Origin of the sequence: Streptomyces sp. NPDC023723 (assembly GCF_040639815.1) — a bacterium.
GTDB lineage: Bacteria > Actinomycetota > Actinomycetes > Streptomycetales > Streptomycetaceae > Streptomyces.
On the sequence record NZ_JBFAAP010000079.1, the window covers coordinates 13,974 to 27,924 of the forward strand.

12 protein-coding genes and 2 pseudogenes are annotated in these 13,951 nt (G+C 74.2%); 5 read left to right on the forward strand and 9 right to left on the reverse strand.

From position 1 onward, the window contains the following. Positions 1 to 3 precede the first annotated feature (3 nt). From AB0G32_RS37870 to AB0G32_RS37885, 4 genes are all read right to left on the reverse strand, one after another. Positions 4 to 1,509, reverse strand: coding sequence for a metallophosphoesterase (locus tag AB0G32_RS37870; RefSeq protein WP_361174659.1), 1,506 nt, complete (start codon positions 1,507 to 1,509; stop codon positions 4 to 6). Positions 1,510 to 1,557: 48 nt separating this feature from the next. After that, positions 1,558 to 2,403 carry an MHYT domain-containing protein gene (locus tag AB0G32_RS37875; RefSeq protein ID WP_361174662.1) on the reverse strand — a complete coding sequence of 282 codons (846 nt, stop codon included), beginning with the start codon at positions 2,401 to 2,403 and terminating at the stop codon, positions 1,558 to 1,560. Positions 2,404 to 2,535: 132 nt separating this feature from the next. After that, positions 2,536 to 3,291, reverse strand: a complete 756-nt coding sequence (locus tag AB0G32_RS37880; RefSeq protein WP_361174665.1) for a dienelactone hydrolase family protein — start codon at positions 3,289 to 3,291, stop codon at positions 2,536 to 2,538. A gap of 127 nt (positions 3,292 to 3,418) precedes the next feature. After that, positions 3,419 to 4,039 (reverse strand): L-threonylcarbamoyladenylate synthase, encoded by a 621-nt coding sequence (locus tag AB0G32_RS37885; protein WP_361174668.1) that lies wholly within the window; start codon positions 4,037 to 4,039, stop codon positions 3,419 to 3,421. Between the two features lie 94 nt (positions 4,040 to 4,133). Here AB0G32_RS37885 and AB0G32_RS37890 point away from each other — a divergent pair, with 94 nt between their 5' ends. Continuing rightward, positions 4,134 to 5,633, forward strand: coding sequence for a helix-turn-helix domain-containing protein (locus tag AB0G32_RS37890; RefSeq protein ID WP_361174671.1), 1,500 nt, complete (start codon positions 4,134 to 4,136; stop codon positions 5,631 to 5,633). Between the two features lie 134 nt (positions 5,634 to 5,767). Here AB0G32_RS37890 and AB0G32_RS37895 read toward each other — a convergent pair whose 3' ends face one another. From AB0G32_RS37895 to AB0G32_RS37905, 3 genes are all read right to left on the reverse strand, one after another. Then, on the reverse strand, positions 5,768 to 6,808 hold the full coding sequence (locus AB0G32_RS37895; RefSeq protein ID WP_361174674.1) for an NAD(P)-dependent alcohol dehydrogenase: 1,041 nt from the start codon (positions 6,806 to 6,808) through the stop codon (positions 5,768 to 5,770). A 62-nt stretch (positions 6,809 to 6,870) separates the two neighbouring features. Beyond that, on the reverse strand, positions 6,871 to 7,656 hold the full coding sequence (locus AB0G32_RS37900; RefSeq protein WP_361174677.1) for an SDR family NAD(P)-dependent oxidoreductase: 786 nt from the start codon (positions 7,654 to 7,656) through the stop codon (positions 6,871 to 6,873). A gap of 7 nt (positions 7,657 to 7,663) precedes the next feature. Then, on the reverse strand, positions 7,664 to 8,338 hold the full coding sequence (locus AB0G32_RS37905; RefSeq protein ID WP_361174680.1) for a helix-turn-helix domain-containing protein: 675 nt from the start codon (positions 8,336 to 8,338) through the stop codon (positions 7,664 to 7,666). 179 nt (positions 8,339 to 8,517) lie between these two features. On the opposite strand from AB0G32_RS37905, the gene AB0G32_RS37910 reads away from it, so the two are divergent. Next, positions 8,518 to 8,754 (forward strand): hypothetical protein, encoded by a 237-nt coding sequence (locus AB0G32_RS37910; RefSeq protein ID WP_361174683.1) that lies wholly within the window; start codon positions 8,518 to 8,520, stop codon positions 8,752 to 8,754. 323 nt (positions 8,755 to 9,077) lie between these two features. After that, positions 9,078 to 10,736, forward strand: a complete 1,659-nt coding sequence (locus tag AB0G32_RS37915; RefSeq protein WP_361174686.1) for a catalase — start codon at positions 9,078 to 9,080, stop codon at positions 10,734 to 10,736. A 3-nt stretch (positions 10,737 to 10,739) separates the two neighbouring features. Here AB0G32_RS37915 and AB0G32_RS37920 read toward each other — a convergent pair. Continuing rightward, positions 10,740 to 11,626: pseudogene (locus tag AB0G32_RS37920) on the reverse strand (fructosamine kinase family protein). Between the two features lie 120 nt (positions 11,627 to 11,746). On the opposite strand from AB0G32_RS37920, the gene AB0G32_RS37925 reads away from it, so the two are divergent. Continuing rightward, complete coding sequence (locus AB0G32_RS37925; protein WP_361174688.1) at positions 11,747 to 12,070, forward strand: hypothetical protein; 324 nt, start codon at positions 11,747 to 11,749, stop codon at positions 12,068 to 12,070. 15 nt (positions 12,071 to 12,085) lie between these two features. On the opposite strand, the gene AB0G32_RS37930 is transcribed toward AB0G32_RS37925, so the two are convergent. After that, positions 12,086 to 13,357 carry an SLC13 family permease gene (locus AB0G32_RS37930; protein ID WP_361174691.1) on the reverse strand — a complete coding sequence of 424 codons (1,272 nt, stop codon included), beginning with the start codon at positions 13,355 to 13,357 and terminating at the stop codon, positions 12,086 to 12,088. Positions 13,358 to 13,634: 277 nt separating this feature from the next. Here AB0G32_RS37930 and AB0G32_RS37935 point away from each other — a divergent pair. Next, positions 13,635 to 13,951, forward strand: a pseudogene (locus tag AB0G32_RS37935) (hypothetical protein); the annotation flags it as partial.

The following is a 13,951-nucleotide window of genomic DNA, read 5'->3' on the forward strand; positions in this document are numbered from 1 at the left end:
CGCTCACCCGAGCGGGATCGTCACCTCGTCCTCCACCGGCGGGTCGGTCTCCTGGGCCCGGTTGCCGGTGGCGGCGAAGCAGCGCAGCCGGACCGCGTCCGGGGCGACGTCCAGCCGCAGGAAGCACTTGAAGAACGGTGGGCTGTAGGTCGCCGAACCCGGCGAGAACAGCTGCGTGTAGATCTTCCGCACCGGCAGCCGGAACCGCTTCTGCCGCTCCGGCCGCCGCCCGGTCCCCAGCAGCCCGGCGACCAGCCGGACCCGGCGGGTGACCCGGGCCGCCCCGGCCGCCTGGGCGCGGGTCGGCCCGATCCCGAGCCGCTCGGCGATCACGGCGGTCGCCTCGGCCTCGGTGAGGGTGAAGAAGCGGCGCAGCCGCAGCCGGCGGCCGTAGAGCCCGCTGTAGAAGGCGAGGGAGTCGCCGCGCAGCGGATAGCACCGGAAGTCCGCCTCGGTGACGCCGCCGACCGAGACCCGGGGGATGGTGTGGGTGGCGTGCATGAACGCCCCGCCGCCGCCCGCGACCACGTACTGGACGGTGCGGCCGGCCACGTCGACCGGATAGCGCTGGTAGTTGTGGATGTCCCCGCCGATCGCCGCGACGTAGTGGTGGGCCGGGTCGCGGACGAGGTCGTCCACCGTGCCGCCGCCCTCGATGGCGCAGGGGTGGTGCTCGCCGTCCACGTACAGCGGGGAGCCGGTGACGAGGATCTTCGGGCGCGGCCCCCGGGACACCTCGCGCAGCCACGCCCCCTGCTCGGCGTCGACCGTCCCGAGCAGCCCGGTGTCTATCCCGACGATCCGCACCGGGCCCGCGTCGATCGCCCAGTACGGCCCCGGCTGCACGGCCCGCTGGGCCGGCGCCGACCGCAGCGCACGCGCCTGTGCCAGCCGTCGGCCGTCGTCCGGGCGGGGCCGGTGCCACAGCAGGGCGCGCAGCCAGCCGCGGGTCAGCGGCCTCGGCGCCGGCTCCGGGTCCAGTGGCGGGGTGTCGTCGCAGAAGACCCGCATGAAGCCGCCGAGGTCCTCGTACCAGTCGTGGTTGCCGGGTATCGCGTAGATCGGTGCCTGGTAGTCCTGGTACGGCCGGAAGAACTTGGTGCCGTAGTCGTCGGCGGCGCCCACCGGATAGATCACGTCGCTGGCCAGCACCGCGAACCGGGTGTCCCCGCCCGCCCGCAGCAGCCCCGGCACGACCGCGTACTGCGGGTCGTCGCCCTCTCCCGTGTCGCCGATCACCAGGAAGGAGAACCGGTCGGGGTCGTCCCGGCGGATCACCTTGTCGGCCGGGGCGCCCGCCGCCGCCCGCCGGGCCACCCAGCGCTGTCGGGTGCGGCCGGTGGGATCGCCGAACCAGGAGGCCAGTACGCCGTTGCGGGCCGCCCACAGCGTCCGCGGGTCCAGCCAGGAGAGCTTCTCGACCCGCTCGGGCATGAGCCGCCGGTACGCGCCGCGCTCCGCGGCGCCCCAGCCGGCGCCTTCCGCTGTGTCACGTGAGGATTCAGCCATCCCGGCACGGTAACAACGCGGTCCGGCCGGGTCGCGGGGCAGGGGCCGTCAACCGTGCCGAGGCGGTACCGAGTTGGCGTGCGGCGGGGCCGGCGTGTACGGCTGCCCGTCGCGTTCGGCGGCCCGGCCGGCCGGGGCCGGCCGGCGGTTCCAGTCGCCCTCGCCCAGCACCAGCAGCGGGTCGAACATGACCACCACCCCGGCCAGCAGCAGGAAGACGGCCGGGCCGAGCAGCATCGGCAGCAGCAGCGAGGCGGCCGAGTTGCCGTCCCAGGTGCCGCCCGAGGTGCCGTGCAGATGGACGCTGACCGCGGCCATCCCCGTGTAATGCATCCCGGAGACCGCCAGGCCCATCACCAGGCTGGCCCCGAGACTGGCCAGGAAGCCCCGCACGGTCACCGCCGCCCACAGCGCCGCGGTCGCCGCGGCCACGGCGATCACCAGCGAGAGCCCGACCGTCAGGACGTCGTAGCGCAGCTCCCCGGCCAGCCGCAGCGCCGCCATGCCCAGGTAGTGCATGACGGCCACCCCCAGCCCGGTGACCAGGCCGGCCAGCGCCAGCGTGCCGCGCCCGGCCCCGCGGTAACCCACCATGAACACCCCGACGCCGACCACCACGACCGCGACGAGCAGGCTGAGCACGGTCAGCGGGACGTCGTAGCGGACCTGGGTCTGCGCGACGCGGAAGCCCATCATGGCGATGAAGTGCATCGTCCAGATCCCGCAGCCGATCGAGGCCGCGCCGAGAGCCAGCCAGCCCGCCTTGAAGGACTGGGCGTTGAGCAGCGTGCGCACCGTGCAGCGCAGCCCGAGCGCACCGCCCAGACAGGCCATCAGATAGGCCGCCACCGGGGTCACGAGCCCGTACCGGAATCCGTCGACCGTGCCTTCCATGAGCCAACTCCCCCCAGAGCCACGGCATGTGGTGCAGGAGAGTTCTACGGGGCCCGGCCACGCAATTGCAAGGCTTTCCCGGGAACGGGGGAAAACGTCCTCTTCCGGAATGACACCCTCAGAACGCGCGCCTCAGAACGCGCGCTTGAGCAGGTCGAGCAGGGCCGTCCAGTGCCGCTCGGTGGCCGCCTCGTCGTACTCGGCGGTGTCGGCCTGCGTGTAGCCGTGCGCCGCGCCGGCGTAGACCTCGCAGCGGTGCCGGACCCCGGCCGCGGTCAGCGCCGCCGCCAGCCGCTCCTGCTGCTCCGGCGGCATCGCGTGGTCCTGGTCGGCGTGGCCGAAGTACACCTCGGCGGTGATCCGGTCCGCCACCAGGTGCGGGCTGTCCGGGGCGTCGGTCGCCAACTGCGCGCCGTGGAACCCGGCCGCGGCGACGACCCGGTCGGGGTAGGTGCCGGCGGTGAGCAGCGCGAGCCGGGCGCCGAAGCAGTAACCGGTCAGCGCGACCGGGCCGTCGGCCGCCTCCGGACCCGCGGCGAGCCGGCCCAGATACGCGTCCGCGTCCCGCATCGCCTGCTCCGGGGTGAGGGACTGCATGATCGGGAACAGGCGCTCGAAGACGGCCGGCCGGGACGCGTGGTCGATGAAGTCGGGCACCGGCACCACCGGCGCCCGCCCGTGCCGGTAGAAGACGTTGGGCACCAGCACCGTGTACCCGGCCCCGGCCAGCCGGTCGGCCATCGACCGCAGCTGCGGGCGCAGACCGAAGGCGTCCATGTAGAGCAGCACCGCCGGATGCGCCCGCCCGTCGTCGGGCCGGGTCAGATACGCGTCGGCGGTGCCGTCCGCGGTGGCGATGTCGACCGCGGTTCCCGTTACGGAGGTCATGGCTGGGCTGCCTTCCTGTGGTGACGTCGGCACACGGCCGCCCGGGGGCGCGGGCGGACCGGATCATCGTGCCACGGCCGGCCGGCGGCACCGGCGGTGACCTGCGCCCGGGCGGCCCGGCCCCCGCCTACTCGAAGCGCGTCGCGTCGCCCGCGCCGTAGCGGACGATCTCCGCCTCGCCGCCCGAGAAGTCGACGACCGTGGTCGGCTCGGTGCCGCAGTCCCCCGAGTCGACCACCGCGTCCAGCACGTGGTCGAGCCGGTCCTTGATCTCCCAGCCCTGGGTCAGCGGCTCCTCCTCGTCGGGCAGCAGCAGCGTGCTGGACAGCAGCGGCTCGCCCAGCTCGGTGAGCAGCGCCTGGGTGACGACGTGGTCGGGGATGCGGACGCCGACGGTCTTCTTCTTGGGGTGCTGGAGCATCCGCGGCACCTCGCGCGTCGCGGGCAGGATGAAGGTGTAGCTGCCGGGCGTGGACGCCTTGACCGCCCGGAACACGTCGTTGTCGACGCGTACGAACTGACCGAGCTGCGCGAAGTCCTGGCACACCAGCGTGAAGTGGTGCCGGTCGTCGAGCCGGCGGATGGAACGGATGCGGTCGATGCCGTCCCGGCTGCCCAGCCGGCAGCCCAGCGCGTAACAGGAGTCCGTCGGGTACGCGATCAGCGCCCCCGAGCGGACGCTGTCGGCGACCTGGGCGATGCTGCGCGGCTGGGGGTTGTCGGGGTGCACGTCGAAGTACTTCGCCATCCGCCGAGCTTAAGCCCCCGGCACCGTACCGACCGACCGACCGGGATGATGGGGGTGGGGGGAGAGCGGCACGACCCGACGGGAGAGGGACGACGTGACAGGCCGGCAGGACGACAGCGGGCGGGCGCGGTGGGCGGAGGAACTGCTCGGCCGGCTGAAACCGGGCGGGGACGACGTGCGCGGTGTCGTGGACTGGCTGGCCGGCGCCCTGCCCGCGACCGTGTCGCTGCGCGACGGCACCGGACGGCTGCTGGCCGGCACCCCGGTGGAGTGCGACGCGGGCCCGCTGCGGGACCTGACGGCCGGCCGGATCGCCTCCGCCGCCTTCGAGGACGCCGGGCGCCACCTGCGGCTGGTCCGGGTGGAGCGGGGCGGTGCGGAACCGGCCGCCGTGCTCGCGGTGGCCCGCGCGGCGCCCTTCGACCGGACCGCCGCCGGCATCGTCGCGCACACCGCGCAGGCGCTCACCCTGCTGCTGGCCGCCCGCGCCTCCGCCGCGGCCGGATACCGGCTGGAGCGGGCCACCTCCGACCTGCGGCTGGCGATCCTGCAACTGCTGATGGTGGAGGAGATCGTCTCCGCCCGCCGGGTCGCGGCGGGCTTCTGGCCCGGCCTGCTCGACACCGACACGGCCAGCGTCCACGTCGTCGAGACCGCCCCGGACCGGCGCGACCGGCTGGCCCGGGAGTGCCGGGCGGCCACCCGGGACCGCGCCCTGGTCGTGCGCTGCCCCGCCATGGACGGCCATGTGATCGTCGTGGCGCCCCGCGAGAGCACCGGCGACGAACTGCGGACGCTGATCCGCCGGCACCCCGGGGCGCTGCTGGGCGGCAGCGTCCGGCAGAGCCTGGTGCGCACCGCCACCGCCTACGGACAGGCGGTCAGCGCCCTGGCGGTGGCCCGGATCCGCCCGGAGCGGGCCGCCGTGTACGCCGAGCGGACCCCGCCCGAGCGGCTGATCGACCCGGCGGCGCTGCGCGGCTGGACCGCCCGGGTGCTGCGCCCGCTGGACCGGCTGCCGCACCACACCCGGGCCGAACTGCTCGCCACCACCCGGCTCGGCCTGGAGTTCACCGCCGTCAACGCGGCCAAGATCCTCGGCATCAGCCGCAACACCGTCCGGGCCCGGATGGACCGGGTCGCGGCGCTGCTGGACACCGACTTCGCCGACCTGACCGTCCGGGCCACCACACACCTCACCCTGAACGCCGAGGCCGGTTTCGCCGCCGAAGGGGAGACCGGCGGACCGGACGGGACCTGCCTCACCGAGCTGCTGACCGGGCCCCCGCTGCGCGCCTGGGCCGGCGACCTGCTCGGCCGGCTGGAGCCGGACCCCCGCGGGCTGCGGCGCACCCTGCGCACCTGGATCGCGGCCGGCGGCAACGCCGAGCGGACCGCGCGGACGCTGGGCCTGCACCCGCAGACCGTGCGCGAGCACGTCCGCGGCGCGGAACCGGTCCTGGAGCGCCAGTTGCTGGCCGGCGGCGGCGACCTGTACGAGGTGGTCCTCGCCCACCTGGCGGTGGGCGACCTCGGTCTCGCACCGCCGCGCGGTACGAACCCGGATCATCCGGACTCACCTGTGCACGGGTGAGCCCCCGCGGCCGGACAGCGGGCACCGGCACGCTTCACAGCGGCCGGGCCGCCCCCTAGGTTCGAACACCTCGGGGGACGGCGCGGGGGTACGACCGGAACGGGGGACCGGTCGCGCCCCCGCGTTCTCGCGGGTCAGCCGTTCGGCAGGATCACCGCGCGGCCGTTGACCTTGCCGTCGTGCAGCCGCTGGTAGGCGAGCGGGGCGTCGTCCAGCGAGTACGTCTCGGTGTGCACCGACACCACGCCGGCCCGGGCCAGTGCCAGCACCTCCATCAGCTCGCTGCGGCTGCCCCAGTAGGGCGCGGAGACCGACACCTCGAACGGCGTCAGACCGAAGCCGACCGGGAACGGCGCGCCGCCGATGCCGACCAGGGTGACGTCGGCCTCGACGCCCGCGACACCGCCCGCCGTCTTGACGGTCGGCGCCACGCCGACGAAGTCGAACACCGCCTGCGCCCCGATCGGCCCGGTGATCTTCCGGACCGCCTCGACGGCCCCGGCGTCGGACAGCACCGTCTCGTGGGCGCCGACCTCACGCGCGAGGCGCAGCTTGTCCTCGCTGACGTCCAGGGCGATCACCCGGGCGGAGCTCAGCGCGCGCAGCAACTGGATGGCGACGTGCCCGAGGCCACCGGTGCCGATGACCACCGCGGTCGAGCCCGGACCGAGCTTCGGCAGCGACTTCTTGATGGCGTGGTACGGCGTCAGCCCGGCGTCGGTCAGCGGCACCGCCGCGACCGGGTCCAGACCGTCCAGCGGGACCAGGTGCCGGGGGTCGTCGATGAGCAGGTACTCCGCCATCGACCCGGGGCGGCCCAGGCCGGGCGGGAAGATGCCCAGCTCGTCGGCGCGCAGGCAGTAGTTCTCCTTGCCCTGCGCGCACTTGGCGCAGGTGCCGCAGCCCCAGGGCCCGTAGACGGCGACCGCGTCGCCCTCGCCGAGGCCGGTCACACCGTCGCCGAGCGCGGCGACCGTGCCGACGCCCTCGTGGCCGAGGGTGAGCGGCAACTGGTAGGGGAAGCCTTCGGCGGGCCACTCCATCACGGCGATGTCGGAGTGGCACACCCCGGCGGCGGTGACCTTCAGCAGTACCTGTCCGGGCCCGGGTTCCGGGTCGGGGACCGTGACCACCTCGGGGGGTGCCCCGATGGTGCGGTACTGAAGTGCCTTCATGGTCGAACTCCTTCGTTCTCTTGTTTTCCCCCGTCGCGGACGCCCCCGTCGCGGTGCCCGGGTCAGACGGCGGTGTAGGCGCCGTCCACCAGGTGGTAGCTGCCGGCGATGAAGGACGCGCGGTCCGACAGCAGGAAGACGATCAGTTCGGCGACCTCCTCGGAGGTGCCGAGGCGGCCGGCCGGGTGCAGGGCGACCAGGCCGTTGTAGGCGTCCTGCTCCATGGTCCTCAGCAGCGGCGTCTCGATGAAGCCGGGGCCGACCGCGTTGACCCGGATGCCCTTGGCGGAGTACTCGGCGGCGGCCGTCTCGGTCAGCCCGACCACGCCGTGCTTGGCGGCCACGTACGCGGCGGAGCCGGCGAAGCCGACCTTGCCGAGGATGGAGGCGACGTTGACGATGGCGCCGCCCCGGCCGGCGGCCTCGATGACCGGCAGCTCGTAGCGCATCGAGTAGAAGACGCCGTCCAGGTTGGTGCGCACGACGCGGCTGTAGGCGTCGACGTCGTACTCGCCGACCGGGGCGCTGGGGCCGCCGATGCCCGCGTTGTTCACGGCCAGGTCGAGCGAGCCGAAGGTGTCGACGGCGAACCGGACGGCCGCCTCGACGGACTCGGGGCTGGTCACGTCCAGGGTGACGGCGGCGGCCTCGATGCCCTCGGCCGTCAGGCCGGCGGCGGCCTGTTCGGCGCCCTCCGTGTTGTAGTCGGCGATGACGACCTTGGCGCCGCCCTGGCCCAGGCGGCGGGCGGTGGCCAGGCCGATGCCGGAGGCGGCGCCGGTGACCAGCGCGGTCTTGCCGGAGAACTCGGTTCCGTAGTCGGTGACGGGGGTGCCCGAAGTGCTCATGGTGCTTTCACTCTCTTGTGATGCTGTCGGCGGTCGCGGTCGCGATCTCCGAAGTCAGGGCGTCGTAGGCCCGCTCCACCAGGGCGGCGAGGTCCCCGGCTCCCGAGCCGGGGGCGCCGGTGCGGGCCCAGACGCGCAGCGCGGCGACCAGGACGCCGGCGGCGGCGTCGACGACGGCGGCCGGACGCACGTCGCGGGCGCCGTCGGTGCCGAGCCGGTCGGCGATGATGCGGATCGACTCCTCCTGGGCGTCGACCCGGATGCGCTGGTAGGCGCCGAACAGGGCGGGCTCGCTGTCGACCAGGGCCAGCAGCCGGCGCATCCGCGGACGCAGTTGCAACGGGGGCTGCGCCGGGTCGGCCAGCCACGCGTGCACCGCCCTGCGGTACGCCAGCAGCGGCGGCTCGGCGGCCGGGCGGCGGCGCAGCAGCGCGTTGATCCGGTCGCCGTCGCGGCGCACGAAGTCGAGGGCGGCCTCCTCCTTGCCCGCGAAGTGCCGGCTGAAGGTGCGGCGGGTGACGTCCGCGCGCTCCGCGACGGCCTCCACGGTGGTCGCGGCCAGGCCCCGGTCCAGGATCAGGTCGCGGGCGGCGTCGGCCAGCGCGTCCCTGGTCCGCCGCGCCTTCTGCCGGCGCCGGTCGTCGGGGACGTCCGCGGTGTCCGTGGGCTTCGCTGCCGTCATGCCACTCACGATACACCTCCAATGTCCCAGTGGGACATGTGTCCCGGCGGGACGTGAAATTGCCGGCGTCGCCACCGGCCGGATGGCCGGTTCCGGTGCCGTGTGCCGCCCCGCGACGGGGTACCCGGGTCGCTCCGAAGAAGGTCCCGTCCGACCGGACGCGTGAAAGGGAGGCCCGTATGACCAGCGGAGCGGAGACCGGCGGTGTGACCGGTACGCAGGACAAGGACTACAACCTCATCTGGTACGTCGAGTCGTGCCTGAAGAACGCGCTGCGCCTGGAGACGTACATCCAGGACGCCGAGCGGAACAAGGACACCGAGGTGGCGGAGCTGTTCCGCAAGGCCCAGGCGGACAGCCGCAAGGGCGCCGAACTGGGCAAGGGACTGCTGCGCGCCCGGCTCGCCGAGGGCTGACCGCCGTACCTCCCGGGGCCCGGACACCGGCACGGCCGCGGTGGCCGGGCTCGCCCGCGCGGACGCGCCCGTCGGAGTGTTCCCGCTCGTGCGCGGGACGGCCGCCGGACCGGCGGCCGGACCCGCCGTGCTCGCGATCATGGGTCCACGATGCGCCGTCCGGCCCGCCGCGGCCAGTCGCGGGGGGTCCGGGGGCATGCCAGTGTCACGAGTGACTGACCCCGCGCGGCCGGGTACCCGGGACGCCCACGCGACCGGCCGCCGGCCGCCGCTGCGGCACGCGCGTCGCCGCGGCGGCCACGAGTCCAAGGAGCCGAACGAAGATGACCGACGTATCGAGCCAGGGTCCCGCTCCCGGCGACGACCGGAAGGTGCTCACCAACCGGCAGGGACACCAGGTCTACGACAACCAGAACCAGCGCACGGTCGGTGCCCGCGGGCCCGCCACGCTGGAGAACTACCAGTTCCTCGAGAAGATCAGCCACTTCGACCGGGAGCGCATCCCCGAGCGCGTGGTGCACGCCCGCGGTGTCACCGCGTACGGCTACTTCGAGGCGTACGGCGCCTGGGGCGACGAGCCGATCGACCGCTACACCCGGGCCAAGCTGTTCCAGGAGCGCGGCAAGCGCACCGACGTGGCCCTGCGCTTCTCCACCGTCATCGGCGGCCGCGACTCCTCGGAGGCGGCCCGCGACCCGCGCGGCTTCGCGGTGAAGTTCTACACCGAGGACGGCAACTGGGACCTCGTCGGCAACAACCTGGCCGTCTTCTTCATCCGCGACGCCATCAAGTTCCCGGACGTCATCCACGCCCTCAAGCCCGACCCGGTCACCTTCGAGCAGCAGCCCCGGCGCATCTTCGACTTCATGTCGCAGACACCGGAGTGCATGCACATGCTGGTCAACCTGTTCAGCCCGCGCGGCATCCCGGCCGACTACCGCCACCAGCAGGGCTTCGGCGTGAACACTTACAAATGGGTGAACGCGCAGGGCGACACCAAGCTGGTCAAGTACAGCTGGATGCCCAAGCAGGGCGTGCGCAGCATGACCGAGGAGGACGCCGCCAACGTACAGGCGGACTCCACCGGTCACGCCACCAAGGACCTCTACGAGGCGGTCGCGCGCGGCGACTACCCGGAGTGGGAGCTGCTCGTCCAGATGATGGACGACCACGACCACCCGGAGTTGGACTTCGACCCGCTGGACGACACCAAGACCTGGCCCGAGCAGGACTTCCCGCCGAGGCCGGTCGGCCGGATGGTGCTGGACCGGATGCCGGAGAACTTCTTCGCCGAGAACGAGCAGATCTCCTTCGGCACCGGCGTCCTCGTCGACGGCCTGGACTTCTCCGACGACAAGATGCTGGTCGGCCGGACCTTCTCGTACAGCGACACCCAGCGCTACCGGGTCGGCCCCAACTACCTCCAGCTCCCGGTCAACCAGGCCAAGAACGCCACCGTGCACACCAACCAGCGCGACGGCCTGATGACCTACCACACCGACGGCGGCGACAACCCGTCCGTCAACTACGAGCCGTCCATCACCGACGGCAGCCTGCGCGAGGGCGAGTACCCCACCCACGACGAGCAGGGGCCGGAGATCCGCGGCCGGGTCACCCGCAAGCGCATCCCGCGCACCAACGACTACCTCCAGGCGGGCCAGCGCTACTGCCTGATGGAGCAGTGGGAGCGGGACGACCTGGTGCGCAACTTCGTCAACCTGCTCTCCCAGTGCGACCGTCCGGTGCGGGAACGCATGGTGTGGCACTTCCTGCTGGTCGAGAACGACCTCGGGCTGCGGGTCGGCGAGGGCCTCGGCATCTCGCCGCAGGACGTGACCGGCCTCGAACCGCTGGCCAGTCAGGACCTGACCGACGACGATCGCGAGCGGCTGTCCAACCTGGGCAAGAACCCGCCGCGCGACGTCGCGGGGCTGACGATGACCCACTGCGTGCCCAACGAACGGCACGTCGTCACCCGCTGACCCTCACCCGGCCAGGGCGGCGTGGGCGAGGGTCACGGCCTGCTCCGCGTACCCCCGTCCGAACAGCACGGCGTGCACCAGCAGCGGGAACAGCTGGTGCACGCCGACCCGTCCGGCCCAGCCGGCGGCGAGCGGCGCCGCCCCGTCGTAGGCGGCGAGCACCGTCTCCAGGTGCGGGCAGCCGAACAGGCGCAGCATCGCCAGATCGGTCTCCCGGTGCCCGCCGTGCGCGGCCGGGTCGATCAGCTGGACCGCGCCGTCGGCGCCCCACAGCACATTGCCGTTCCACAGGTCGCCGTGCAGCCGGGCCGACGGCTCGGGCGGCCCGGCCAGCTCCGGCAGGAGCGCGCAGACCCGCTCGACGTCGGCGGCCTCCGCCGGCCGCACGGTGCCCTCGTCCACCGCGCGGCGCAGATACGGCAGCACCCGCTGCTCGGCGTACCAGCCGGACCAGTTGGCACCGGGCGCGGGCGTGTTGCGCATCGGCGCGCGGCCGATGTACGCCGCCTCGGGCCCGCCGGGCGGCGCGGCACCGAACGCGGGCGCTCCGGCGGCGTGCAGCGCGGCCAGCTCCCGGCCGAACCGCTCGGCGGCCCGGACGTCCGGCCGGCCCGCCGGCACCAGGTCGGTGACCAGCCAGCGCCGGTCCGCGCCGCGCATCGCGGGGACCGCGACGGCCCGCGCGGCGGCCAGCCAGCGCAGCCCGGCCGCCTCCGCCGCACGGAGTCCGCCGTGTCGCCGCGTTTGACCATCACCGACGTCCCGTCGTCGAGGACGGCCTCGGTGAGCCCGGCGGACCGCCGCCGCGCACCCGTCACCGCCCGTCCGGTGAGCCGCGCCGCCGCGGCCCCGGGACGGTCACCGTCCGTCGCGTCCCCGAAGGCGTCCATGGCGTCACCCTAGTCACGGTGCCGGAGCCACGGGTGCCGGAGCCCCGGGTACCGGCCGACCCGGTGAATACCGCCGCGCACGCCGATCGAACGCCCCGGCGCCGGGGGACCAGTGGGACCATGACCAGTTCAGCGTTCTCCCGCACGATCATCCTGCCGCCCCCCGTCTGCGAGCAGGCCGCGCTGCACCTCGAACACGCGGTGCAGCGGGCCATTGACGGCGCCGCCGCCCCGTGGCGCGCCTTCCGCGGCGCCGACGACGAGGACTTCGAGATCCCGGTCCCGGTGGTCGAGCAGGCCGCGGGCTGTCTGCTGGTGCTGGCCGCGGAGAGCGCCCAGCACCTGCGCCCGTCCGCGCTGCGCGCCCTGATCACCGTTGCCCTGCACCTGCGGGACGCCGCCGAGGCGGTCCGCCGTCCGACCCTGCCGAGCACGCCCTGGTGACCGGGCGCGCGCGGCTCAGGTGCCGATGACCCGCAGTGACGCCCACAGCGCCACCGTCGCGGCCACCAGCGTCGCCGGTACGGCGATCAGCCCCAGCCGGGTGAACCGGCCCAGGTCGGCGGCGATGCCGTGCCGGTGCAGGATGCGCCGCCAGAGCAGGGTGGCCAGCGACCCGACGTAGGTCAGGTTGGGACCCAGGTTCACGCCGATCAGCACCGCGAGGACCGGGCCGGGACCGGCGGGCGCCACCAGCGGCAGCAGGGCCAGCACGGCCGGCAGGTTGTTGATCAGGTTGGCCAGCACGGCGGCCACCGCCGCCACCGCGAGCAGCGCCGGCAGCGAGTGGCCCGAGGGCAGCACCCGGGCCAGCCCGTCGGCCAGCCCGCCCGCCACCACGCCCTGCACCACGACGCCCAGCGCCAGTACGAACAGGCAGAACAGCGGCGAGGCGGCACCGACCAGTTCCCGCGCCGTGGCCCGGCGGCGCAGCAGTGCCCGGCCGCCGAGCAGGACGACGCCGCCGAGCGCCGCCCACGCCGGCTCCAGACCGAACGGCGAGGTGACGGCGAACCCGGCCAGCGTCAGGGCCAGCACGACGAGCGTGAACCGGGGGACGGCCGGCTCCGCCGGTCCGGCGGGCCGCTCCTCTCGCGGGGCGACGGGCACGGCGAGGTCGGCGCGGAAGAAGCGGCGGAAGACCGCGTACTCGACGGCGATCGAGACCAGCCACGGCAGCGCCATCAGCGCGGCGAACCGGGTGAAGGTCAGCCCGCTGGTGGTGAACGCCAGCAGGTTCGTCAGGTTGGAGACCGGCAGCAGCAGCGAGGCGGAGTTGGCCAGGTGCGCGGTGGCGTACACATGCGGCCGCGCCGGCGCGCCGGCCCGGGCGGCGGTGGCCAGCACCACGGGGGTGAGCAGCACGACCGTGGCGTCCAGACTGAGTACGGCGGTGACCGCGCAGGCCAGCACGAACACCCCGGCCAGCAGCCGTCGCGGGCTGCTTCCGTACCGGCGGGCCACCAGCGCGCCGGCCGCCTCGAACAGGCCGTCCCGGGCGCACAGGTGGGCCAGCACCAGGATCAGCGCGAGGAAGCCGACCACCGGCAGCAGGCTGCGGACCTGCGCCCAGGCCGCGTCCGGGGTGACCGTGCCGAGCGCCACGGCCAGCGCGGCGGCGGGCACGGCGGCCGCGGCCTCCGGCAGTCCCCGGGGGCGTACGACGGCGAAGACCAGCACGCCCAGCAGCAGGGCGACCGGAACGGCCTCGGAGAGGACGGCGGTACTCAGCGGTGCTCCAACGGTCGGTGGTGAGTGGCGGTGAGCAGGGCGGATCGATCAGTGGTGAGCAGTGGGCGTTGATCAGTGGTGAGCAGTGCGGATCGATGTTCGGTGAGCGCCCAGGATCGCATTCCGGGCCGGGCGGGGCGCGCGTCCGCCCAGGTCCGGGGCGCGGATGTGGCCGAGGCCACGGCGTCGGGGAGATCCGGGCCACGGACCGCGCCGGGAGCCGCGGGTTAGCGTGACGGACCCCCAGTTCTCGCAGACCAGTTCGGACGGCTCGGCAGTGCAAGCAGAACTCTCCCCGGTCATCGCGGCCACCGCCCAGTGGCTGACCCGCTCCTACCCGGCGTGCGGCGGCGCGTTCTCCGCCGCGCTCTGCGAGGCGCAGGCCCGCCAGGCCGTCGCGCTCGCGGCCAGGCTGCGCTACCCGACGCCGTTGGACGCCGCCCTGGTCGGCGTGGCGGGCCCCGGCGGCTCCGCCCGGCTGGACCGGATCTCGGGTGCGGACGACGCGGTGGCCGGCGGCGCGGACGAGCACGCCTGGCGCACCTGGGTCGACGAGGCCCTGGCGAGCTGGGCGGCCTGCCTGCTGGGCGACCC

Excerpts from the sequence above, each read along its gene's own strand:
- AB0G32_RS37870 (WP_361174659.1), bottom strand. The coding sequence starts at position 1,509 with ATGGCTGAATCCTCACGTGACACAGCGGAAGGCGCCGGCTGGGGCGCC.
- AB0G32_RS37875 (WP_361174662.1), bottom strand. The coding sequence starts at position 2,403 with ATGGAAGGCACGGTCGACGGATTCCGGTACGGGCTCGTGACCCCGGTG.
- AB0G32_RS37880 (WP_361174665.1), bottom strand. The coding sequence starts at position 3,291 with ATGACCTCCGTAACGGGAACCGCGGTCGACATCGCCACCGCGGACGGC.
- AB0G32_RS37885 (WP_361174668.1), bottom strand. The coding sequence starts at position 4,039 with ATGGCGAAGTACTTCGACGTGCACCCCGACAACCCCCAGCCGCGCAGC.
- AB0G32_RS37895 (WP_361174674.1), bottom strand. The coding sequence starts at position 6,808 with ATGAAGGCACTTCAGTACCGCACCATCGGGGCACCCCCCGAGGTGGTC.
- AB0G32_RS37900 (WP_361174677.1), bottom strand. The coding sequence starts at position 7,656 with ATGAGCACTTCGGGCACCCCCGTCACCGACTACGGAACCGAGTTCTCC.
- AB0G32_RS37905 (WP_361174680.1), bottom strand. The coding sequence starts at position 8,338 with ATGACGGCAGCGAAGCCCACGGACACCGCGGACGTCCCCGACGACCGG.
- AB0G32_RS37910 (WP_361174683.1), top strand. The coding sequence starts at position 8,518 with ATGACCAGCGGAGCGGAGACCGGCGGTGTGACCGGTACGCAGGACAAG.
- AB0G32_RS37915 (WP_361174686.1), top strand. The coding sequence starts at position 9,078 with ATGACCGACGTATCGAGCCAGGGTCCCGCTCCCGGCGACGACCGGAAG.
- AB0G32_RS37925 (WP_361174688.1), top strand. The coding sequence starts at position 11,747 with ATGACCAGTTCAGCGTTCTCCCGCACGATCATCCTGCCGCCCCCCGTC.